Genomic DNA, 22,736 nt, shown 5'->3' with positions numbered 1-22,736 from the left:
AAGGGGTTAGGGTGTACCCCGTTCCATCACAGTCCCGGAGTGGCGCATGCAGTTGACCCGTATCGCCAATGACCAGATCACGGTCGATGTCGCCGCCCTTGGGGCAGAGATGCAATCGATTCAGACGCGGGATGGGCGACACTGGCTCTGGCATGGCGATGCCACCTATTGGACAGGCCGATCTCCTATTCTGTTCCCCATTGTCGGCAAGGCGCCCAATGACACTGTAACCGTCGACGGCACGCCTTTTCAGATGAGCCAGCATGGCTTTGCGCGGCGCAGCAATTATTCGCTGGTGGTGGAGGAAAGCGACCGCTGTGTCTATCGGCTCATGGCGTCCGAGGCGAGCCACGCGATGTATCCCTTCAACTTCCAGCTCGACATAGAGCACCGGGTGGAAGGGCGGTCGGTGGTTGTGACCGCGACCGTTACCAACCGAGACAAGCGTGTCATGCCGTTCGGCATCGGTTTTCACCCCGCCTTTGCCTGGCCGCTGCCGGGCGCAGAAGGGCAATCCCACTGGGTTGTGCTGGACGAAGGCGGCGCGCCGCCCTTGCACCGCCTCTCCGGCGGGCTGGTGGAACCCGAGGCACTGCCTTCGCCTTTCGAAAACGGTCGGCTGGCGCTCAACCACGACCTGTTCAAGGCAGATGCCATGCTGTTTCCCGAGGGCGCCGGGGCGGGCTTGCGCTATGGGCCGGAGGCCGGGCCAAGCGTCCATTTCACCTGGGAGAACCTGCCCAATTTTGCCCTGTGGTCAAAGCCGGGCGCCGGCTTTGTCTGCCTGGAACCCTGGCACGGGACAGCTGCGGAGGTCGGCGGTTCGGAAGAGCTGAGCGAACGGCCCTATTCGGAATTGCTGGGGCCAGGGGCTTCGGCGCGCTACAGCTTTCGCGCGGAGCTGGTGGGGTAGCGCCCTACTCGGCGGCGCCGCGTTCTTCCACCAAGGCATCGGGTCCATTGGGGTCGCCGGGGGCGGTTTCCACGCCCAGATCGGGGAAAGCGGCGATACGGGCGCCACGGAAATCAGTGCGCAGCACGATCAATCCTCGTTCCTCGAACCAGGTGAGCAGTCGCCTGGCGCGGCTGGAGGAATGGGTGCCGTAAAGGCGTGCCAATGTGGCGTCGGACGGACAGGGCTGGCCGGTCAGTGCCGCCTGGGCAATGACCAGGAACACACCCTGCACGTCGTCGGTCAGGGTTTCCGATAGGGTCAATGCCTGCTGCCAGCCATCGGAGGATGCAATCTCTTCATCCGGGGCGACGCGGGCCACGGCCAGCAGGCGCTTGAAGGCGGGTAGAGCCGGTGGCTCGCCGGGGACGCGGCGGATGCGGCAGCGCACCAGAAAATCCTGGTAGAGCACGGCAGTGGTTCGGAAGCCGGCATCGGGATCGCTCATCAATTCGGCCATGACCGCCTGGATCATGGCTTCGCGTTCCGCCTCGTCGATCTCGGGGAAGAGCGAGGCCGGCTCGCTGGGTGCGTCGGACCGCGCCCTGGCGCGGGCTTCAGCAACCTGGGCGAGCAATTCATTGGTTGAGGGGGGTGGTGGAGGCGGGGGCCGACGAACCACCGGGCGGGCCAGTTCCTCGGGGTCCTGGGTGAAGATGAGATCAGCCGCATCTGCTGGCGCTTCAGGCAGGGGCGTCAGTTTCGGGCTGGTCGAGCGGGCCGAGGTTTCCACCGGGCCGATGACGACGGGCAGGGGGCGCCGCGAAATGGCCGGGCCGAGCGCGACGAAATGACCGCGGGCGAGGTCGCGAAACTGCTCGGCCTGGCGCCGGTCCATGCCCAGAAGGTCGGCAGCGCGGGCCATGTCGATATCGAGGAAGGTGCGGCCCATCAGGAAGTTGGAGGCCTCTGCGGCGACGTTCTTGGCCAATTTGGCCAGGCGCTGGGTGGCGATGACGCCGGCAAGGCCGCGCTTGCGGCCGCGGCACATGAGGTTGGTCATGGCGCCGAGGGATAATTTGCGCGCTTCGTCGGATACTTCGCCGGCCGCGGCCGGGGCGAAGAGCTGGGCCTCGTCGACCACCACCAGGACCGGATACCAATAGTCCCGGTCCGCGTCGAACATGCCGCCGAGAAAGGCCGCGGCGGCGCGCATCTGCTGCTCGACATCCAGGCCTTCGAGATTGAGCACGACCGAGACGCGATGCTGGCGCACACGGGCTGCGATACGGGTCAACTCGTTTTCGGTGCGGGTGGCGTCGACCACCAGATGGCCGTAGCGCTCCGAGAGCGTTACGAAATCCCCCTCGGGGTCGATGATGCATTGCTGCACCCACTGGGCGGATTGCTCCAGCAGGCGGCGCAGCAGATGCGACTTTCCAGACCCCGAATTGCCCTGCACCAGCAGGCGCGTGGCGAGCAATTCCTCGAGATCCATGTGGGCTGGGCCGGTTCCCCGGCTTTCTCCCATGTCGATGGCGACCTGCATCATTTCTCCGGCTGGATGCGTCCAGGCTCCAGCAGGAAGACAGACGCACGGCAACTTGGGGTTCACACACTGTTAGCACACAGCGTCACCGATTCGCCCAATCGGGGAAAGTCAGGTTCCACAGGCCAATCAGTCCGGCTTGCGGGCAATCAGGAACAGGGCGGCCTTGGGGGCGGGCCGCCAGTCGTGTTCGATGACGAAGCCGGTGCTGGTCATATCCATGCGCAATTGCTCTGGCGTCATGATGTTGAGCACGGGGAGCAGGCCCAGGGCGCGGCCGAGCGGGGCAATGGCGCCGAACCATCTCATGGAGTCGCCGAGGCAGGCGGTGCTGGACACGAAGCGCCCACCGGGCTTGAGCATGTCATAGACGCGCGCAATGGCGGCCTTCCGGTCCTTGAGCAGATGCAGGATGGAAAGCCCCAGCACCATGTCGTAGCGGCCCGGTTCCACCGCGATCCTGGTGATGTCACCCTGCTCGAAGGTGACATTGTCGACCCCTGCCTCGATGGCGCGCTGGCGGGCCAGGTCGAGCATGCGTTTGGAAAAATCGATGGCGCGGACGCTGCGCACATGCGGAGCATGGGCAATGGCGGTGCCGCCGGTGCCGCAACCGAACTCGAAGATGTCCATTTCCGGGGTCAGATGAGCCTGGGTGCGCGCCAATTTGGTGCGGTAGGCATCTTCATCAGCAATGGGCTGGGCCGCGTATTTGTCGGCCAGCTTGTCCCAGAATGCGCTCAGTTCAGCCATGTTCGATCCTGCGTCTGCGGTAGCGAGAGCAGACTAGCCCTCAGGGCTTGAAAACAAAATTGCAGAAATAGGCAGAAGAACTATACATCTGCGTATGAAAGCCATGCCGCTCAACCCCGACTGGAACCAGATGCGCGCCCTGCTGACTACGGTGGAGGCAGGCTCCCTGTCGGCGGCGGCCAAGCGCCTGGGCCTGACGCAACCAACCCTTGGCCGTCAGGTGGCGGCGCTGGAAGAGAGCCTGGGTCTTGCCATTTTCGAGCGGGTTGGCCGGAGCCTGGTGCTGACGGAGGCGGGACAGCGCCTGGTGGCGGACTTGCGCGATATGGGCGCCGCGGCCGAACGGGTGGCGCTTTCCGCGGCGGCGCAATCTCAATCGGTTGAAGGGGTGGTGCGGATCACGACGGCCGACATCTATGCCGGACATGTGCTGCCACCGCTGCTCGACAGGATCAGGCGGGAGGCCCCGGCCATTACGGTGCAGGTGCTGGCGACGGGATCGATCAGTGATTTGCTGCGGCGTGAGGCTGACATTGCCATCCGGCATGTGCGGCCGGATCAGGACGGGTTGATTGCCCGGCGCTGCAAGGATACGGCGGCCTATGTCTATGGCACGCCGGAATTGCTCGACAGGCTGGGTCGGCCGAAAAATGGAGAGGAGCTGGCGCGGGGCGAGTTTGCCGGTGCGCTGGAAGGCAATGACGATTTCATTGCCGAGATGCAGCGCCGGGGCGTGCCGCTGGGGCCCGACAATTTTCGCCTGGCCACGCAAAGCGGCATGACCGGGTGGGAGTGGGTGCGCAAGGGCATGTGCCTGGGCGCCATGGTGGAGGCCGTGGCGCGGCAGACGCCGGAGGTCGAGATCGCGGTGCCCGCGATTGAGCCGATCGCAGTGCCGGTCTGGCTGGTGACACACCGCGAGCTGCATACCAGCCGGCGCATCCGGCTAGTGTTCGACATGCTGGTGGATTTTTTCTCCTGAGGGGCCAGTCGGGCGGTTACTTGTCCCCACGCCCCAAAGCTCGTTGAGGCTCTCTTCCGCTAAAGATCGCGCAGCAGCAAAGCGGGACGGGTGGAGACGGCGCGCCAGATGGTCATGGCGCCCAGCAGCGCGGTGATCAGAATAGCGGCCAGCAGTACCACCAGGATGATGTCGAGCTTTAGGGTGAAGGCGACGGCCAGGAGCAGGCCACTAACGAAGCGGCCCATGGCGATGCCCAGGACGATGGCGGGAATGGCGGCCAATATGGCCAACACCAGATATTGCAGGAAGGCGGTGCCGATCAGTTCAGACCGGGTGGCGCCCAGAACCTTGGTGATCACAGTGTCGGCTTCGCGCTGACGACGGCCGGTCGACAAGCTGCCGATCAGCACGAGCAGGCCGTTGCCCACGGCGAGACCACCGATGAGGCTGGCGGCAAAGGAAAGCTGGGTGAGGGCGTCTGTCACCTGCTTGAGAGTGTCGCCAACCGAGATGAAGCGAATGTCGGGCAGTTCGGACGCCAGAAGCCGGGCGACCGCGTCTTCCTGCCCCGGCGCTGCCGTGACCGCGGCAAAGAGCGTGGTGGGATAAGTGTCCAGAACGCCGGGAGAGAAGGTGGCAAGAAAGTCGATGCCGCCCTGCCAGGAATAGTCGCGGAAACTGGCCACCGTTACAGTGGCCTCTTCGCCGAAGATGGAGAAGGTGAGGGTATCCCCAAGTTCGACGCCCAGCCCGTGTTTGAGGCTCTGGTGCAGGCTGACAAGGCCAGGGCCGGCATAGTCGGCAGGCCACCATTCCCCTTCGGTCACGCGCGAGGCGGCGGGCTGATGGGTGCGATAGGTCAGCGGCACTTCGCCGGCGAGGAGGAATGTGGCCTCCGGACCGCGGGTGACGAGGTTCTCGGCGGGGGTGCCGGCCACCTCGACCAGTGCGCCGCGCAGCATGGGAGTCGATACGAAGCGGGAGATGCCGTTGCCCTCACGCGTCAGGGTCTCGAGGTCTTCGACCTCATCGGGGAAGAGGTCGGAGCCGACCAGGGTGGGCGCATCGAACGCAGAGGCGCCTAGGAATTCCTGCTGCAGATTGGTCTGCATGACGAGCACGATGATCAGCATGGCCAGTGCCATGCCGGCCGAGACAGCGACGGCGGCAGCGTTCTGCCCTGCCGCGGAAATATTGCGAATGGCATGGCGCAGCACGCGCGGCCCGGCCTCCGGGAGACGGGCCAGGCCAGCCTGGACCATGCGGATGAATGCCTGGAACAGCAGGGCGCCGAGGGCGCTGGCGAGGCCAAAACCGGCGACCAGAGCGGCATCCCCGGTCATCAGCCAAGCGAGGAGGAAAAAGGCGGCAATAGCGCCGATCAGCGGCAGGATTTGCCAGGACAGCAAGAGGCTGGGCCAATGGACCGGCGGTGCGTCCAGCCCCTTGGCACGGAACAAGAGGACCGGGCGGATGGTCTGCGATTGCACCAAGGGCAGATAGGCAAAGGCAAAGGCCGTTACGAGCCCAGTGCCGGCGGCGATGGCCAGGGGCAGCATGTGCACGGCCGGCGCCAGGGCTATGCCGACTGCCGCGCCGATGGTGGGCAGGATGAACCAGGCAACACCGGCGCCGATGACCAGGCCGGTACCGACACCAACGAGGGCCAGGGCAGCGACCTGGGCCAGGAAATGTATGAAGATGCGGCTGCGATCGGCGCCGATGGAACGCAGGACAGCGATGACACCGGAGCGCTCGGCGATATAGGCGCGCATGCCGGTCCAGACGCTGACCCCGCCAATTAGCAGTGAGCCCAGGCCGACGATCAGCAGGAAGCGCATGAACAGGTCATAATAGCGCACCATCTGGCCTAGGCCGTCGCGGGCGGACCGCACCGTCCAGCCTGAATTGCCGAACTGCTCGATGGCTCTGGCCAAACCTGCCTCGATGTCGCGATCAGCGAGGTGAATCTTGTAGCGATACCAGGTGCCGAGGCCGGGCAGTGGCGAGGTGCGATCGCTGACGCTGGCAAAGCCTTCGGTAGAGATCAGGGTGGGAAGGCCGAGGCGGAAGCCCCGCACCGGGGCATCGGGCAAGCCACTGAGCGTACCGCGGACAACAAACTCGGTGCCACCCAGGCCGAAGCTGTCGCCGATGGCGATGCCCAACTGATCGAGCATGATGCCATCGATCAGGGCGCCGTGGGCACCGTCGAGTTCGGCGAGAAGCTCTTGCACGTCCTGGCCGTCGCCCAGTTGCGGGCTGCGAACGGCACCCAGAAGCGGATAGCCGGGGCCGACGGCGCTGACATCGGCGAAGGCTTCCTGCTCGAAGGTCTGGGCCCGCAAATTGGTGTCGATGACCGTGGCCAGCCGGCCAAGGGACTGCATGATTGCCAGTTCATCGGGGGTGGCGAGGCGGTCGGCGCGCGAGAGTTCGAGATCGCCGCCCATGATTTCGGCTGCACCGGTCTCGATGGCCCGGGTGATGCTGGTGCCAACCGAATTGACGCCGGCGATAAGGGCGGTGCCGACGGCGAGGCAGACCACAAGCAGAAGAAAGCGCCGCAGATCACCGCGCATGTCCAGAAGGCCGATACGGGCGGCGGCCCAAAAGCCGGCCATTACTTGCGCACCGACTTGCGGGCAGGGCGGGCCGCGGCCTGGGTCGCCATGGGCGCCGTGGTTTCGGTCAACTGCCCCTGGGTCATGGTGAAAACCCGGTCGGCGCGATCGGCCAGGGAGGGGTCATGGGTGATCAGGACCACCGCCGTCTTGTTGCGGCGGGCCAGGTCGAACATGAGGTCGACAACAATGGCGCCGGTCTTCTGATCCAAATTGCCGGTCGGCTCGTCCGCCAGTAGCAAAGGCGGGTTGGCGACGCTGGCGCGTGCCAGGCCGACTCGCTGCTGTTCGCCCCCGGAAAGCGCGGACGGGCGGTGGTCGAGGCGGTTCTCCAGCCCCACGGCGGCCAGGGCTGCGGCGGCCTTGTCGCGCACCTGGGCCATGGTGAGATCGGGCTCGGCGATTTCAAGCGCCAGCCCGACATTGTCCAGCGCGCTCAATGAGGGAATGAGGTGGAAGCTCTGAAAGACGATGCCGAGCGTGTGGCGGCGGAAGCGGGCCAGATCGTCCTCGCCCATGCCGCCCAGTTCGCGGCCATTGACCACGACGCTGCCGCCGGTTGCCCGCTCCAGGCCCGCCAGCAGCATGAGCAGCGAAGTCTTGCCGCTGCCCGAAGGACCGACAATGGCGACCACTTCGGATGGTGCGACAGAAAGGGACACCTTGCGCAGGATGTGCAGGGGGCGCCCGGCGACTTCCAGCGAGTAGTCCACATCGCGGGCTTCGATAATCGGTCCAGAGGTCATGACCGCACTTTCCCCCTCATTGGCCAACCTGGTTTGGTTGATTTGTGCCGTTCCCATTATCCAATAGTGGTTGGGTGATTCGTAACAATGCCGTCAATTGGAGCATATTTTTACTGGTAGAGGCGCTAGAGTGCTGGCAGACATGGCCGGCAAGCGGCTTTCGAGGGGGTAGGACGTGACGATTTGGCTGCGCACATTCGTGGTGGCGTTGATGCTGGCGGTAACGGCAGGGGTGGCCCAGGCCGGGGTGCGCGAGCTGGAGCTGCTATCCTCCTATATCGGGGACTGGCGGGGGCAGGGGGCGCTGGTGGGCGGCGACCAGCCGGAGCCGTTCCGCTGCCGACTGAGCGTGGCGCAGGGCAATCTGCTCAAGATCAACTATACTGGACGCTGCAGCCTGGTGAACGCGACACTCTCGATCAGCGGCACCATCGCCTATAATGACGAAGCGGGGCGCTATGAAGCGGCCATGAGTTCCAATGCCGGCTATACCGGCCTTGCCATCGGCCGGCAGTCGGGCGGCCGGATCAGCTTTGACCTGCGCGAGCAGCAGAAGGACCGGGCTGGCGGCGATGTGCGCATCGGTGCGCGCATTCTGCTGGTGGGCAATGACAGCATCACCGTGGATTTCGAAGTGGAATTCAACAATTCGGGCGAGGTGCTGACGGCGAGCGTGCCGTTCAGCCGGTAGGGTTTTACCTGTGCCTTGGTCCAGCCCTCGGGTATGACCCGAGGGCCGCGCAGTGTCCTTCTATGGTCTTAGGCTAGAGCTTCACCAGGGTCTTCACGTCGACCGGCAGGCCCGTTGCAAAACTCTTGTTGGCGGCGATGCCGGTGAGGATGGACAGCGCCCCGTCGCGGTGGTTGGCGCCGTAGCCGGGGCGTGGGGCGGCACCCCCGAAGATTTCCTCGAGCATGATCTTGTCGCCGCCGCCATGGCCGCCTTCGCCATGCTGGACCGGGACGATACGCGGCTCGCCATGCAGCGGGAAGTGGTAGAGCTTGACGCCCTTGGCGGCGCCTTCGGTTTCCGAGCCGGCGCCGGCATTGATGTAGGAATTCTCGTGCACGGTCAGTTCGAGGCGTCCGCCGGTGCCATTGATGGCGACGTTGAAGCCTTCCCAAGGGGCATAGGCATAGAGTGAATAGGACATCACTGCCTTGTTCCGATAGCGCACGATGACATTCATGGTGTCTTCGATGGAGATACCGTCACCGAACACGTTCTGGTCGCGCTGGTAGCCGTCTTCCTTTTCGGCATCCCAATAAAGGCCCTTCTGCACGGGGTTTGAGGTAAGGTCGATGGCGAAGGGATCGTTCTTGGCGGCCTCGACGCCGGTGGTGCGGGTATAGGGCGTATAGACGCCGCGCTCCTCGGCATTGGCGCGGCCATAGAACTTGAGATCGCCCATGCCGAAGACAGTGTCCGGCTCGGTGCCGAGCCAGAAATTGACCAGATCGAAATGGTGGGTGGATTTATGGACCATCAGGCCGCCGGAATTGCGCTTGTCGCGGTGCCAGCGGCGGAAATAGTCGGCGCCGTGACGGGTGTCCAGCAGCCATTCGAAATGCACCGAGGTGACCTTGCCGATGGCACCTTCGGCTATGAGTTCGCGCAGGGCGGAATTGTGCGGCGCGTAGCGATAGTTGAAGGTGACGCGGACGTTTTTGCCGGTGCGTTCGACGGCGTCGAGGATGGCCTGGCACTTTTCGGGGTCGGTGGTCATCGGCTTTTCAGTGATGACGTCGCAACCGGCTTCGAGCGCGGCGATGATGTAGTGGTGGTGGGTGCGGTCGATCGAGGTGACGATGATCGTGTCGGGCTTCTGCTCGGCGATCATGCGGGTAAAGTCGTTGGCCTTGTAGGTGGGGACGGCCGCGCCAGAGAGTTCCTCGACGATCACCTTGTTGGTGAAATCCATGCGCAGCTGATTGGTGTCGCACAGCGCGACCAATCGGGACTGGTCGCGATGCGGTCCAAGGATCGCCTCATAGAACATTCGCGCGCGACCTCCGGTCCCAACCAGCGCATAGGCCTTGGCCATTCGTCTTCACTCCAGATTTGACAGCAATTTTGCATCAGGCCTCGAACGAGGCAGCGAAGTTTGATCTACCATACAAGATGAAAGAAATGTACCCTTTCTTTGGGCGCGGTGGCGACAAGTGCCATTCCGGCCGGTCTGGCGGGCAAAACGGCCGGGTTTTCTGTGGAAGAGCACAAACGAAGTGAACAGAGAACCGGCAATTGGTCCCATGGTCGGAAACCGGAATCAGCCCGGACATGGAGGCAAGGTGGGCGAGGCTTTCGAGGGAACTATCGCATTTCGTGTCGTCGTCGCCCTGCGCGATGATATCGTCACCATGGCGCTCAAGCCCGGTGACGTGATTTCGGAAAGCGACATTGCCGGGCGCTACGGCGTATCGCGCCAGCCGGTGCGGGAGGCCTTTATTCGCCTGGCGCAGCAGGGGCTGCTGCTGATCCGGCCCAAGCGCGCCACGGTGGTCAAGAAAATCTCGCCAGACGGGGTGCGGCAGAGCCGATTTATTCGCGAGAGCATCGAGGTCGAGATTATCCGGCGGGTGGCGACTGCCCCGGCCGCAGAGACCGCTGCGGTGCTGGCAGAGCTGATTGCCGACCAGGAAGCGGCCTCGGCCGCCAATGACAGCCGCCGATTTCACAAGCTCGATGAGCTGTTCCACAGGACGCTGGCCCGGCTGGCGGGCGTCGAATATGCGTGGCAGTTGATCGACGATCACAAGATGCAGCTCGATCGGGTGCGCTACCTGACCTTGGGTGTGTCATCGAGCCAGCGGGCCATTGCCGAGCACAAGATCATCGCCGAGGCGGTGAGCAAGGGCGATGTTGCCAGTGCGGAGGCGGCCATGCGGGCACATCTCGGCCGGGCCGAACTACTGCTCAACCAGACGATTGAGGATTTTCCGGACTATTTCGAATAGGGGCCGTCGTCGGCGGCAAAGGCGAAGTGCGCTGTCGTACACTTGTTCTTGCCATTGGGCATCAATAGGTTGCGCCAGGCAATGGTAGCAGGAGAGTGGTCATGAAGACGCGGCGGCTGGGCAAGACGGGTTATGACGTCAGTGAAATCGGCCTGGGCTGCTGGCAGCTTGGGGGCGATTTCGGACCGGTGGGCGATGAGACCGCCGCGGCCATTCTGGGCCATGCGCTCAATGCCGGCATCACGTTCTGGGATACGGCCGACGTCTATGGTGGCGGTCTCTCCGAAAGCCGTATCGGTGCCCACGCCAAGGGACCCAATGTGCGGGTAGCCACCAAGCTGGGGCGGGGTAGCGGCATGTTTCCCGACCAGTATTCCAAGGCGGCGATGCGCGAAAGCCTGGTGGGCTCGGCCAAGCGGCTCGGCGTCGACACGCTCGACCTGGCGCAATTGCATTGCGTGCCAACCGAAATATTGCGCGAAGGCGCGGTATTCGGCTGGATGGACGACTTCAAGGCCGAGGGCTTGGTGCGTCACTGGGGTGCCAGCGTCGAGACCATCGAGGAGGGCATGATCTGCCTCGATCAGCCCGGATGCGCGACGCTGCAGATCATCTTCAACCTGTTCCGCCAGGACGCTGCCAGCGAATTGCTGCCCAAGGCGGCGGAGAAGGATGTCGGCATCATCGTGCGCCTGCCACTGGCCAGCGGCCTGTTGAGCGGCAAGTACAGCAAGGATACCCAGTTCGAGGCCAGCGACCATCGCAATTACAATCGTGATGGGGCGGCCTTTTCGGTGGGTGAAACCTTTTCGGGCATTCCCTTCGAACGGGGCGTGGAACTGGTGCAGACGCTCAAGGGGTTCGCGCCCGAGGGTGTACCCCTGAGCCAGTTCGCCCTGCGCTGGATCCTCGACCATCCGCAGGTGTCCACGGTGATTGCGGGCGTCAGCAAGCCCGAGCAGATCGCCGACAATGTTGCAGCCAGCGAACGCAAGAGCCTGTTCCCGGCGCTGATGAAGCAGCTGGGCGAATGGTATCGCGACGAAGTGAAGCCGGAAATCAGGGGCGGGGTGTAGTCCTTCTCTCCCTGGGGGACGATGGCGGGTCGCGCCTCAGAACGCGTATGCCGTCGCGGGCACTAAATTCGCGGCGGCGTCTCCGTCATCGGCTCAGCTAAGTCACCTCTCCCAGAGGGGAGGGGCCATTGGCTCACAGTGTTGCGCAGGCCTCTAGCGGATCATCCGTGCCGCACCTAGGTTAGGGCCAAACAGTATTTCAAGAAGAGTAGCTCCATGTCCCACCCCGCCTTCGAGCTTGTCCGCGACGAGTCCATTGCCGAGATCAATTCCAAGGCTTTGCTCTATCGGCACAGGAAGACCGGGGCGGAGGTGCTGAGCCTGGTCAATGCCGACGAGAACAAGGTGTTCGGCATCACCTTCAAGACGCCACCGGCGGACTCGACGGGCATTGCGCATATCCTCGAGCATTCGGTCTTGTGCGGGAGCCGGAAATATCCGGTCAAGAAACCGTTCGTGGAGTTGATCAAGGGGAGCATGCATACCTTCCTCAACGCCATGACCTTTCCGGACAAGACGGCCTATCCGGTGGCTAGCCAGAACCTCAAGGACTTCTACAATCTCGTCGATGTCTATCTCGACGCGGTGCTGTTTCCGCTGATCTCGGAAGAAACCTTCGAGCAGGAGGGCTGGCACTACGAACTCGATAGCCTCGATGCGCCGCTGGTCTACAAGGGTGTGGTCTTCAATGAAATGAAGGGGGTCTATTCCTCGCCGGACTCGGTGATGCACACCCAGAGCCAGACCGCGCTTTATCCGGACACCACCTATGGCCGGAGTTCGGGCGGAGACCCCAAGGTCGTCCCGGATCTGACCTACGAACAGTTCAAGCGATTTCACCAGACCTACTACCATCCCTCCAATGCGCGGGTGGTGTTTTCGGGTGATGACGCGCCCGAGAAGCGCCTCGAGATTCTCGACAGTTATTTCAACCAGTTCGACCGGCTCGATGTCGATGCCGAGGTCAAGCTGCAGCCGCGCTGGAACTCGCCACGCACAGTCAGCGGCACCTATGCCGGGACCATTGATCCGGACAAGCGCCGGGACGGCATGGTTTCTGTCAACTGGATGCTCGATCCGCCCGAGAGCCGGGAAGAGACGCTCAGCCACGGCATGCTGAGCTATCTGCTGGCCGGCAATTCCGCCGCGCCGCTGCGCAAGAAGCTCAATGAAAGCGGGCTGGGCGAAGGCATGATTGGAGGGGGCATCTCCACCCATCTGCGCCAGCCCATGGGCGCCTTTGGGCTCAAGGGGATCGATCCGGCCGACGCCGACAAGGTGGAACAGCTGGTGCTGGACACCTTGGAAGAACTGGCGGAAACCGGCTTTTCCGAAGAACAACGCGAAGCGGCGATCAACACGTTCGAATTCAATCTGCGAGAGCAGAACACGGGCGCCTATCCGCGCGGCATGACCTATATGTTCACCGCGCTCGGCGGGTGGCTGCATGGCGGTGATCCGCTTTCGCCGCTGGTCTTCGAGGAGGCGCTGACCGGCCTCAAGGAGAAGGCCGCCAACGGGCATTTCGAAAGGGAAATCCGGCGCTTGTTCCTGGACAACCCGCACCGGCTGACCAGCCGGCTCGAGGCCGATCCCGAGCAGGGAGCACGGGAAGCCAAGGCGGAGGCAGATCGCCTTGCCAAGGTGCGGGCGGAGCTCGACGAGACAGCCCTTAAAGATGTCCTTGACCGTACAGAGCGCCTTCGGGCACTCCAGGAAAGTCTCGACAAGCCCGAGGACCTGGCCAAGATCCCCACCCTGACGCTCGGCGACCTCGATCGGGACATCCGGACCGTTCCGAGCGAAGAGGCCGCGATCAGTGGGGTTCGGGCGCTCTATCACGACCTGCCGACGCTAGGGATAATCTATCTCGACCTTGGCTTCGACCTGCACGTGCTTGATAAGGCGCATATTCCCTATCTGCCCTTGTTTGGCAGGGCGCTGCTGCAGACCGGCACCAGCAAGGAAGATTTCGTCTCGCTGACCCAGCGCATCGGGCGCACCACGGGGGGCATCGCCCAGCATCGGGGGCTTGCGACACGGCAGGACGGTTTGGGCACGGCAGCCTGGTTCTTCCTGTCCGGCAAGGCAGTGCCCGATAAATTCTCGGCCATGCTCGATATCCTCGGAGATGTGCTGCTGGACGCCAATTTCTCCGACAAAACGCGCTTCCGGCAGATGGCGTTGGAGGAAAAGGCGGGCTTTGAGGCGCGGCTGGTGCCCAGCGGCAATGCCATTGTCGATACGCGCATCAAGGCGGGCCTGACAGAGGCGGGCTGGATCGCCGAGCAGATGAGCGGCGTGAGCTATCTCGATTTCCTCAAGGGATTGGTGAAGCGCATCGACATCGATTGGGAAAGCGTCGAGGCGACGCTGAAAGCCATCCGCGACAGGCTGTTCAACCGTGACAGGATGGTCATCAACCTGACGGCGGATGAAGCGCTGGCAGGTGCGGCCAACGCGGCGCTGGCCGGATTTGTCAGCAGGCTGCCCGATGGCCGGTTCGCCGTTGCCGACTGGCAGCACGCCTTTGCGCCCAGGAATGAGGGCCTGGTGATCCCGGCGCAGGTCAATTATGTGGGCAAGGGCGCCAATCTCAAGGCGCTGGGGTTGGAGCTTTCCGCGGCGTCGGCGGTGGCACTGCGACTGCTCAACACCACCTATCTCTGGGATAAGGTGCGGGTGCAGGGTGGTGCCTATGGCGGGTCGGGCCGGTTCGACCTCAGCTCGGGGAATTTCTCATTCCTCAGCTATCGCGACCCCAATCTGCTCAAGACCCTGGATGCCTATGACGGCGCCGCCAAGGCGCTGAGGGCGGAGATCGGCGAGACCGATCTGGTGCGTTCGGTGATTGGCGTGGTCGGCGACCTCGATCGCCCCGAGTTTCCAGACGCCAAAGGCTATTCTGCCATGTGGCGCATTCTGACCGGCACAACGGATGAAGTGCGCCAGCAGCGGCGCGACGAAATCATCGGGACAAGCCGGGCAGACTTTCTGGCGCTGGCCGATGCGATCGATCTGGTGGCCGATAAGGGTCATGTCGTGGTGCTGGGCGGGGAAGCCGCGATCAATCTGGCCAACGAAAAGCAGCCGGGATTGCTTGAGGTCAGCAAGGTGGTGTGAGGCCGATCGAGCACAGCTCTCGCGGCCTTCCTCAAAGGGTGGATCGGCAAAGGGCCGAGACGGGCGAGCGGTGTCTAGTTGCTCAACGCTTCCACTAGATATGGCAGGCTGACATCCATGCGGTAGTCAATCCCGGAATGGTTGTCGGGGAATTCCTCGTAGCGATGGGCGATGCCGCGTTGTTCGAGCGTCTTGTGGATGCGTCGGGTGCCGTAAAGGATCGCGTATTGGTCCTCGGTGCCGCAATCGAGGAAGAAGCCCTTCAATTTGCCGATGGCGTCGGCGTGGGACTTGACCATCAGCGCCGGGTCCCAGGCGAGCCAGTTTTCCCAGCGTTCGGAGATGATCTCGCAAGTGTCGAGGGTGACGGGCAGCCTCAGGCCAAGGAAGGCATCGAGGTCCGGGTCGAAGCTGGCGGCCTGGCAGAGGAACATCAGCGTCATGGTGTCCTTGCCATCAAGCTTGGGCTTGGCTTCAAAGGCCTTGAACCATTCCTCGATCGAGTTGTTCTTCTTGGCCAGCGCCATCAGCACGTCAGGGAAACCGGCGAGGTAGAGGTGCTCGAAGCCGGCATCGCCCGAATGGCTGGCAGCGGCGGCCCAGACATCGGGGTGACGCATGGCGTGGACCAGCGCGCCGAAGCCACCTGAAGACTTGCCGAACACGCCGCGGCGGCCAGTGCCTCCGCAGGAGAACTTCTTTTCCACCGTTGGCAGCATTTCCTCGATCAGGAAATCCTCCCAGTTTCCCATGACCGGGGAGTTCACATATTGATTGCCGCCCAGGCGGGTGAAGCAATCGGGGAAGGCAACGACCACGGGTGCCATCTTGCCTTCCCCGATCAGCCGGTCGAGGCGCTCGGGCACGTTCTCGGTGAAGGCCTTCCAGGCCGTGTGGGCCGGACCGCCGGCAGTATAGCCGACGAGATCGACCAGAAGCGGGAGGCCCTTGCCGTCATGACCGGCGGGGACATAAACGTCGACAATGCGCGTCGTGTCATCACCAAGGCGGTTATTGGCAATTGCCCGACTTTCCACCGTCAGGCGATGGATGGAGCCGGGGGCGTGAGTGGTCTTGCGCATGCTTTTGTTCCTCTTTTTTGCTCTCTAGCACGGGCGTGGCCTATGCGCCTCCCTTCCCATCGGGGGGAGGGTGCGATGGAGCCTATGGGCTGGTGACAGGGGTTGTCACGGTGCCGCCCTAAGGTTCGGTGAACCGGACGTCTTCGAAAGTCGTTGTGCGCAGCATGAACAAGCCGATCCTCGACCGCAATCTCTATGTGCCTGCCATCGACGCCTGGATCGACCCGGTCGCGCCCAAACCGCGCGCCATCATCACCCACGGCCATGCTGATCATGCGCGGAGCGGGCACGGGGCGGTTTTGGCCACGCCCGAGACCATTGCCATCATGAAGGTGCGCTATGGCGCGGATTGCGCTGGACGGTTCGAGACGCTGCGGTTTGGCGAGGTGCTGAATATTGATGGGGCCTTGGTCAGCCTGCACCCGGCAGGGCATATTCTGGGGTCGGCCCAGGTGCTGGTCGAGGCCAATGGACAGCGAGCGCTGGTGACCGGGGACTATAAGCGCCTGCCTGATCGAACAGCCGAACCCTATGCGGCGGTGGAATGCGACCTGCTGGTCACCGAGGCCACCTTTGGGCTTCCAGTCTTTCAGCACCCCCACCCCAAGGACGAGATTGCGCGCTTGCTGAAATCGGTGGCCGACCAGCCGGAACGCTGCCATCTGGTGGGCTGCTATGCTTTGGGCAAGGCGCAGCGGGTGATTGCGCTTTTGCGCGACGCGGGCTGGGACCGGCCAATTTACCTGCATGGCGCGATGATCGAGCTTTGCGGGCTCTATGAAGAGCTTGGGGTGTCACTGGGTGAGCTGTTGCCGGCGACCGGCATGCCCAAGGCGGCCATGGCGGGCGAGATCGTGATTGCGCCCCCATCGGCCATCCGGGACCGCTGGAGCCGGCGCTTTCCTGATCCCGTGGTCTGCCAGGCTTCGGGCTGGATGAGCATCAAGCAACGCGCCCGGCAGGCGCTGGTGGAGCTGCCACTGGTCATTTCGGACCATTGCGACTGGGGCGAGTTGAACCAATCCATTCTCGAAAGCGGCGCGGAGACCGTGTGGGTGACGCATGGGCGCGAGGATGCACTGGTCTATTGGTGCCGCCAGCAGGGTCTGGCGGCCGAGCCGCTGGCGCTGCCGGGCCTGGACGACGATGGCGGGGAGGGCGGGGCGTGAAACGGTTTGCCGACCTGCTCGAACTGCTGGCGCTGACGCCGTCGCGGACACGCAAGATCGCGGCACTGGCCCAGTATTTTTCCGAGGTGCCGGACCCTGACAGGGGGCTGGCGCTGGCGGTGCTGACCGGGGAACTCGACATTGTCAATGTCAAGCCGGCGCTGCTCAAGCAGACGGTGCTGGCGGAGGTCGACGAGACGTTGTTCGCGCTGAGCTATGATTATGTTGGCGATCTGGGCGAGACCATTGCGCTGATCTGGCCGCACCATGGTGAGGGGGAGCTGCCGCGCCTTAGCGAGATCGTGACACTGCTCAATCGGACGAGCAAGGCAGACCTGCCACGGGTGATCGGCAACATGCTGACGCGAGCGGCGATCCATGAGCGCTGGGCCTTGGTCAAGCTGGCGACCGGTGCCCTGCGCATCGGTGTCTCGGCGCGTCTGGCCAAGACGGCGCTGGCCGAGATGAGCGGGGTGGACCTGCAGGCCATCGAAGAGGTCTGGCATGGCGTGAAGCCGCCCTATGGCGAGCTTTTTGCGTGGCTCGAAGGCAGGGCCGAGCGGCCCGCTATCGATCATACGGCGCGGTTTCATCCGCTGATGCTCTCCAACCCGGTGGAGGACAGCGATTTCGAAAAGCTCGATCCGCGCGATTTTTCGGCCGAATGGAAGTGGGACGGCATTCGGGTGCAGCTGGTGCTGGGCCGAAAGGGCGCGTCGCTGTTTTCGCGCACCGGTGACGACATTGCCGCAAGTTTTCCGGATGTGGTGGAGGTCGCCATGGGGCAGGCGGTGCTCGATGGCGAATTGCTGGTTGGGCACGATTTCGAGGCGCGGAGCTTCAACGATCTGCAGCAGCGGCTCAACCGGAAAGTGGCCCAGGGCAAGCAGATGGCCGAACTGCCCGGCTTCGTGCGCGTCTATGACATGCTGTTCGACGGTGACGAGGATATTCGCGCCCTCGCCTGGGAGGCCCGCCGCGAGCGGCTGGAGGCCTGGTTCGGACGCAATCCGCAGACGCGGCTCGACCTTTCCGAGGTACTGCCTTTCGGGGATTGGGATGACCTGGGAGAGTTGCGGCGCCTGGGGACGGAAAGCCATGGCCATGAAGGGGTAATGATCAAGCTCAGGACGGCGCCCTATGTGCCGGGGCGGCCCAAGGGGTTCTGGTTCAAGTGGAAGCGCGATCCAAATGTGGTCGATGCCGTGCTGATGTATGCCCAGCGCGGGCATGGCAAGCGCAGTTCTTTCTATTCGGACTACACGTTCGGGGTGTGGAAGGGCAACGAGATCGTGCCCATCGGCAAGGCCTATTTCGGTTTCACCGATGAGGAGCTGAAGCAGCTCGACCGCTGGATCCGCGCCAATACCGTGGGCAGTTTCGGACCGGTGAGGGAAGTGAAGAAGGAACTGGTGTTCGAGGTGGCATTTGATAGCGCGCAGAAAAGCGGGCGTCACAAATCAGGTGTCGCGCTGAGATTTCCGCGCATCAATCGGATACGCTGGGACAAGCCGGCCGGAGAAGCCGCGCGGCTGGAAGATATGGATGCGTTTGTGGGTTAGGGATTACCCTCACCCAACCTCCTCTTGATAGGGGGAGGAGCGGTTCAGAGTCGTGGAGTAATCGATGTCATCGCGGACCAATCACGCGCGCCTGGTGGCGCTGGAAAAGCAGATGGAAGCGGCTGCGGCTGATTTCGATTTCGAGAAGGCCGCGGCCCTACGCGACGAGATTGCGCGCCTCAAGGGCGAATATGGCGACGCGACCGTCGTGCGGGACGAGAATGGCGATGAAGTCAGCGTGGTGGTCGGCCAGGCACCACCCGGGCAGACCGGGCTGGGGTCGAACGCACCGCTACGGCAGCCGCCCAAGGGGTGGGTGAGGCCAAAGAAGCCGAACATGATGACAAAAAACCACAAGGGGCGCGGGGAACGTTAGGATCGTGACGTCTCGAAGGCCCCTCACCCGGCGCTGCGCGCCTTCCTCTCCCCAAAAGGGAGAGGAAGGCGGTTGGGGGCCCGTGGCGGCTACCCCGCCTTCTTGTGCAGGCGCTCCTCGGCCAGCTGCTTGATTTCGCGCAGTTCGCGGATGGTGGTTTCGAGATCGTCGCGCTGGCGTTCGAGCAAGGCGAGACGTTCATCGACCTTGCCGGCGAGGAGGTTGACCTGTTGGGTGCGGTCGGCGTCGTAGAGGCTCAGATAGTCCGAGATGTCGCGCAGGGTGAAACCGAGGCGTTTGCCGCGCAGGATGAGGATCAGCCGGGCCCGGTCGCGCTTGCGGAAGATGCGGGTGGCGCCGACGCGCTCGGGCGAGAGCAACCCCTTGGATTCATAGAAGCGGATGGCCCTGGTCGAGATGCCGAACTCGCGGGCGAGGTCGGCAATGGCAAACAGGTCCTGATTTTCGGAAGCTTGGGACGTCACGACTTTCCGGCTTTCATCTGGGCGTATTCTTCCCGCAGTTCTTTCTTGGATAGCTTGCCAATCAGCGTCTTGGGCAAGGCGTCCTTGAAGATGATCTGCTTGGGCATTTCGATCTTGTTGAGCTTCTCGGTGAGGAAGGATTTGAGCTCGGTTTCGCTGACCGATTTGCCGTTCTTGAGCTTGACATAGGCCACCGGGGCCTCGCCGCGATATTCGTCGGATACGCCGATAACATTGACCTCGTCGACGGCGTCATGGGTCATGATGGCTTCCTCAATGGTGCGCGGATAGACATTGAAGCCTGAGCAGATGATCAGGTCCTTGATCCGGTCGACCAGGAAGACATAGCCGTCTTCATCCATGTGGCCCACATCGCCAGTACGCAGCCAGCCGTCCATGAAGGCCGCTTCGCTGGCCTCGGGATTTTCATGGTAGCCGGCCATGACCTGCGGGCCCTTGACCTGCAGTTCGCCGTTTTCGCCGATACCGACCACCTTGCCTGAATCCACGTCGACGAAGCGGATGTCGGTGCCGGGAAGAGGCAGGCCGATGGACATGGGTTTTGAGGGCACACGCAGGGCGGCGCAGCACACGACCGGGGAAGCTTCGGTGAGGCCGTAGCCTTCGGCCAGGAGCGCCTTGGACTTCTTGGAAAAGGCATGGCGGACCTCGTCAGGTAGGGCCGCGCCGCCGGAAATGGCGACTTCAAGGCTCTCGATCTGTTCGGCACCGACCGAGTCGGCGCGGGCGATGGCGTTAAGCAATGTGGGAACTGCCGGCAGCACATTGGCCTTGGTGCGCGCGAAAATGCCCAGCAGGGCCTTTAATTCGAAGCGCGGCAACATGATCACCGGCGTGCCATTGCCGAGCGGCACGTTCATGCAGACCGTCATGGCGAAGATGTGAAAGAAGGGCAGGACCGCGATCACCTTAGAGGGCGGATAGAACAGGCCACACCCCCATTTGTCGATCTGGCTCATATTGGCGGCGATATTGGCATGGGTCAGCAGAGCCCCCTTGGGGATGCCGGTGGTTCCCCCGGTATATTGCTGCACGGCAATATCCTTGGCCGGATCGATGCTGACCGCAGAGGGTGTGTCCTTGCGGGCCAGCAGTGATTCAAAAGAGCTGATGGCACCGGCCTGGGGAGACTGGTCAAGCCGGGCCAGATCCTTGCGCTTGACCAGCGAGAACAGGATTTTCTTGACCAGTGGCAGCGCATTGGGGAAGTGCGCGACGATCAGCTTTTTGACGTGACCGGCGGCGACCAGCGCTTCTGCCTTTTCAAAGATCTGCTGGAGATCGAGCGTCACCATGATATCGGCGCCGGCATTGGCGGTGATGTGCCCGAGCTCGGCGACGGTATAGAGCGGGTTGCAGTTGACCACGGTGCCGCCGGCGCGCAGCACGCCGTAATAGGCGATTGGGTAAAAGGGCGTATTGGGCAGCATCAACGCCACGCGCGTGCCTTTGGTGACCCCGAACTGGCTTTGCAATGCCCCGGCAAAGGCGATGATCTTTTCGCTCAGTTCGCCGAACGTGGTGGTGCCGCCGAGAAAGTGGAGCGCTACGGCGTCAGGGGTCTTGGCACAGGCCGCGAGTACCTGCTCGTGCACCGGGGTGGTGTCAATCTTGTCGTTCCAGACGATGCCCTCGGGATAGCTGGCGATCCAGGGGCGAAGGCCGTCATTGCTCGTGGCTGGCGTGTCCATGTTGTCTCCTCCCAATGCCGCTTCGGGCAAACGGGCGTTGCCATTTTTGGATGCAGGGGGCCTTGTGCCCCGATGCTCTATTGGCATCTCGGCTCGCATCTCTTCGGAATTATTTCACTAGTTTACGTTAGCGTCAATTCGGTGCCCGGGCGTTTGGAGGAATCGTGGACGGGGTGGAGGGCGACTGCGCTTGTATCCCTAATCGGCAGTCAGTTGACGTATGCGTCAATCTGGATAAACTATGTTCAACAAGTCCCGGCAGCCGCGCTAAAGTGGGCCAGGCAGGACGGTGGGCTGAAACCCTCAAGGGTGGCCCGGCATTGGAACAAAGACGGCCGCAGCCCATGAATGGACCCTGCGCCGTAGGCGGAGGATGTGGGCGATGACCCTGTTGCTGATTGCGATCAGTCTTGTCTTGTTTGCCACCCTGGCCATGCGGGAGAGCCCGCTCTGGCAGTGGGGTGCAGGGTTTGCGGCCATTGGGCTGCTGTCAGGCGTCACGTTCACGCAGTCCGGTGCGAGCTATGCACTGGGCTGGTTCAGCTGGTTGCTGGTCATCTTCGGCGTGCTGCTCCTGGTGCTGGCAGTCAAGCCGATCCGCATGCTGGTGCTGACGCGGCCAATCTATGGGGCGGTGAAGTCCATTCTGCCCAAGGTCAGCCGCACCGAGCAGGAAGCGCTCGATGCCGGAACCGTCGGCTGGGATGCCGAACTGTTCTCCGGCCGGCCCAATTGGGACAAGCTGACCAAAATTCGTCCGCTGACGCTGACGGCAGAAGAGCAGGCCTTCCTTGATGGCCCGACCGAAACTGCCTGCAAGATGATCGATGACTGGGACATTCGGCACAACCGTGCCGATCTTTCTCCCGAACTCTGGCAGTTCCTTAAGGAGAAGGGCTTCCTGGGTATGCTGATCGCCAAGGAGCATGGCGGTCTCGGCTTTTCGGCCCAGGCGCAGTCGATGATCGTTTCCAAGATCGCCAGCCGCTCGGTGGCAGCGGGGATCACGGTCATGGTGCCCAATTCGTTGGGGCCGGGCGAACTGCTGGAGAAATACGGCACGCCGGAGCAGAAGGAAAAATACCTCCATCGCCTGGCCAATGGCCAGGAGGTGCCGTGCTTTGCTCTGACCGGCGTACATTCTGGATCGGACGCGGGCGGCATGCGCGATATCGGCATCGTCACCAAGGGCAGCTATCAGGGCAAGGAGGTGCTGGGCGTCCGCCTGAGCTTTGACAAGCGCTACATCACCCTCGCGCCGATCGCCACTCTGGTGGGTCTCGCCTTCATCCTCAAGGACCCGGATAACCTGCTTGGCCGCGGGGACGATATCGGCATTACCCTGGCGCTGATCCCGCATGATCATCCCGGCCTCGATATCGGCCGCCGCCATTACCCGGCGCGTCAGGCCTTCATGAATGGCCCGGTGCGCGGCAAGGACATGTTCATCCCCATGGAGTTCCTGATCGGCGGCACGGACTATGCCGGACAGGGCTGGCGCATGCTGATGGAGTGTCTGTCCACAGGTCGCGCCATTTCGCTGCCGGCGATTGGCACGACTTCGATCAAGCAGACTTTGCGCGCCACCTCGGCCTATGCGCGGGTGCGCCGCCAGTTCGGCATTCCGGTGGGCATCATGGAAGGCGTGGCCGAGCCGCTCGGCGA

17 protein-coding genes and 1 pseudogene are annotated in these 22,736 nt (G+C 63.1%); 10 read left to right on the top strand and 8 right to left on the bottom strand.

Annotation, left to right across the window (positions count from 1 at the left end; translation table 11 throughout):
* Positions 1–46 precede the first annotated feature (46 nt).
* On the top strand, positions 47–913 hold the full coding sequence (locus QZ564_RS04115; protein ID WP_297105064.1) for an aldose 1-epimerase family protein: 867 nt from the start codon (positions 47–49) through the stop codon (positions 911–913).
* Between the two features lie 4 nt (positions 914–917).
* Here QZ564_RS04115 and QZ564_RS04110 read toward each other — a convergent pair whose 3' ends face one another.
* The gene (locus QZ564_RS04110) at positions 918–2,441 is read right to left on the bottom strand and encodes an ATP-binding protein (RefSeq protein ID WP_297105061.1); all 1,524 of its coding nucleotides are present in this window, start codon (positions 2,439–2,441) and stop codon (positions 918–920) included.
* 129 nt (positions 2,442–2,570) lie between these two features.
* Positions 2,571–3,194, bottom strand: coding sequence for a class I SAM-dependent methyltransferase (locus QZ564_RS04105; RefSeq protein WP_297105058.1), 624 nt, complete (start codon positions 3,192–3,194; stop codon positions 2,571–2,573).
* A gap of 103 nt (positions 3,195–3,297) precedes the next feature.
* Between QZ564_RS04105 and QZ564_RS04100 the strand changes: the two genes are divergently transcribed.
* The gene (locus QZ564_RS04100; protein ID WP_297105055.1) at positions 3,298–4,176 is read left to right on the top strand and encodes a LysR family transcriptional regulator; all 879 of its coding nucleotides are present in this window, start codon (positions 3,298–3,300) and stop codon (positions 4,174–4,176) included.
* Positions 4,177–4,235: 59 nt separating this feature from the next.
* Here QZ564_RS04100 and QZ564_RS04095 read toward each other — a convergent pair whose 3' ends face one another.
* Together QZ564_RS04095 and QZ564_RS04090 are read right to left on the bottom strand one after the other, a co-directional pair.
* Positions 4,236–6,782, bottom strand: a complete 2,547-nt coding sequence (locus tag QZ564_RS04095; RefSeq protein ID WP_297105053.1) for an FtsX-like permease family protein — start codon at positions 6,780–6,782, stop codon at positions 4,236–4,238.
* Positions 6,782–7,528, bottom strand: a complete 747-nt coding sequence (locus QZ564_RS04090) for an ABC transporter ATP-binding protein (protein WP_297105049.1) — start codon at positions 7,526–7,528, stop codon at positions 6,782–6,784. Before QZ564_RS04090 ends, QZ564_RS04095 begins: the two co-directional genes overlap by 1 nt.
* A gap of 175 nt (positions 7,529–7,703) precedes the next feature.
* On the opposite strand from QZ564_RS04090, the gene QZ564_RS04085 reads away from it, so the two are divergent.
* Positions 7,704–8,219: a hypothetical protein gene (locus tag QZ564_RS04085; protein ID WP_297105046.1), complete on the top strand. Its 516-nt coding sequence runs from the start codon at positions 7,704–7,706 to the stop codon at positions 8,217–8,219.
* Between the two features lie 73 nt (positions 8,220–8,292).
* On the opposite strand, the gene QZ564_RS04080 is transcribed toward QZ564_RS04085, so the two are convergent.
* Complete coding sequence (locus tag QZ564_RS04080) at positions 8,293–9,573, bottom strand: Gfo/Idh/MocA family oxidoreductase (RefSeq protein WP_297105043.1); 1,281 nt, start codon at positions 9,571–9,573, stop codon at positions 8,293–8,295.
* Between the two features lie 247 nt (positions 9,574–9,820).
* Between QZ564_RS04080 and QZ564_RS04075 the strand changes: the two genes are divergently transcribed.
* The 3 genes from QZ564_RS04075 (at position 9,821) to QZ564_RS04065 (ending at position 14,685) form a co-directional block, all read left to right on the top strand.
* Positions 9,821–10,486: a GntR family transcriptional regulator gene (locus QZ564_RS04075; protein ID WP_297105040.1), complete on the top strand. Its 666-nt coding sequence runs from the start codon at positions 9,821–9,823 to the stop codon at positions 10,484–10,486.
* A 101-nt stretch (positions 10,487–10,587) separates the two neighbouring features.
* Complete coding sequence (locus tag QZ564_RS04070; RefSeq protein WP_297105037.1) at positions 10,588–11,562, top strand: aldo/keto reductase; 975 nt, start codon at positions 10,588–10,590, stop codon at positions 11,560–11,562.
* 216 nt (positions 11,563–11,778) lie between these two features.
* On the top strand, positions 11,779–14,685 hold the full coding sequence (locus QZ564_RS04065) for an insulinase family protein (protein WP_297105034.1): 2,907 nt from the start codon (positions 11,779–11,781) through the stop codon (positions 14,683–14,685).
* A gap of 74 nt (positions 14,686–14,759) precedes the next feature.
* Here QZ564_RS04065 and QZ564_RS04060 read toward each other — a convergent pair whose 3' ends face one another.
* Positions 14,760–15,767, bottom strand: coding sequence for an alpha/beta hydrolase-fold protein (locus QZ564_RS04060; RefSeq protein ID WP_297105031.1), 1,008 nt, complete (start codon positions 15,765–15,767; stop codon positions 14,760–14,762).
* Positions 15,768–15,931: 164 nt separating this feature from the next.
* Here QZ564_RS04060 and QZ564_RS04055 point away from each other — a divergent pair, with 164 nt between their 5' ends.
* The 3 genes and pseudogenes from QZ564_RS04055 to QZ564_RS04045 all read left to right on the top strand — a co-directional run.
* Entirely contained in the window at positions 15,932–16,936 is a 1,005-nt protein-coding gene (locus QZ564_RS04055) for a ligase-associated DNA damage response exonuclease (protein WP_297105028.1), read from the top strand.
* Positions 16,933–18,498 (top strand): cisplatin damage response ATP-dependent DNA ligase, encoded by a 1,566-nt coding sequence (locus QZ564_RS04050; protein WP_297105025.1) that lies wholly within the window; start codon positions 16,933–16,935, stop codon positions 18,496–18,498. The genes QZ564_RS04055 and QZ564_RS04050 overlap by 4 nt, the downstream gene beginning before the upstream one ends.
* An 85-nt stretch (positions 18,499–18,583) precedes the next feature.
* Positions 18,584–18,682, top strand: a pseudogene (locus QZ564_RS04045) (UvrB/UvrC motif-containing protein); the annotation flags it as partial.
* Between the two features lie 281 nt (positions 18,683–18,963).
* On the opposite strand, the gene QZ564_RS04040 reads toward QZ564_RS04045, so the two are convergent.
* Entirely contained in the window at positions 18,964–19,359 is a 396-nt protein-coding gene (locus QZ564_RS04040; protein WP_297105023.1) for a MerR family DNA-binding transcriptional regulator, read from the bottom strand.
* Positions 19,356–21,071, bottom strand: a complete 1,716-nt coding sequence (locus tag QZ564_RS04035; protein WP_297105020.1) for a long-chain fatty acid--CoA ligase — start codon at positions 21,069–21,071, stop codon at positions 19,356–19,358. The genes QZ564_RS04040 and QZ564_RS04035 overlap by 4 nt, the downstream gene beginning before the upstream one ends.
* A gap of 382 nt (positions 21,072–21,453) precedes the next feature.
* On the opposite strand from QZ564_RS04035, the gene QZ564_RS04030 reads away from it, so the two are divergent.
* A partial coding sequence (locus tag QZ564_RS04030) for an acyl-CoA dehydrogenase (protein WP_297105016.1) occupies positions 21,454–22,736 on the top strand: 1,283 nt, incomplete at its 3' end.

The organism is uncultured Devosia sp., from assembly GCF_913055165.1.
Lineage (GTDB): Bacteria > Pseudomonadota > Alphaproteobacteria > Rhizobiales > Devosiaceae > Devosia.
The sequence above is the reverse complement of the archived record's forward strand: the minus strand, read 5'-3'. Positions and strand labels throughout refer to the sequence as shown.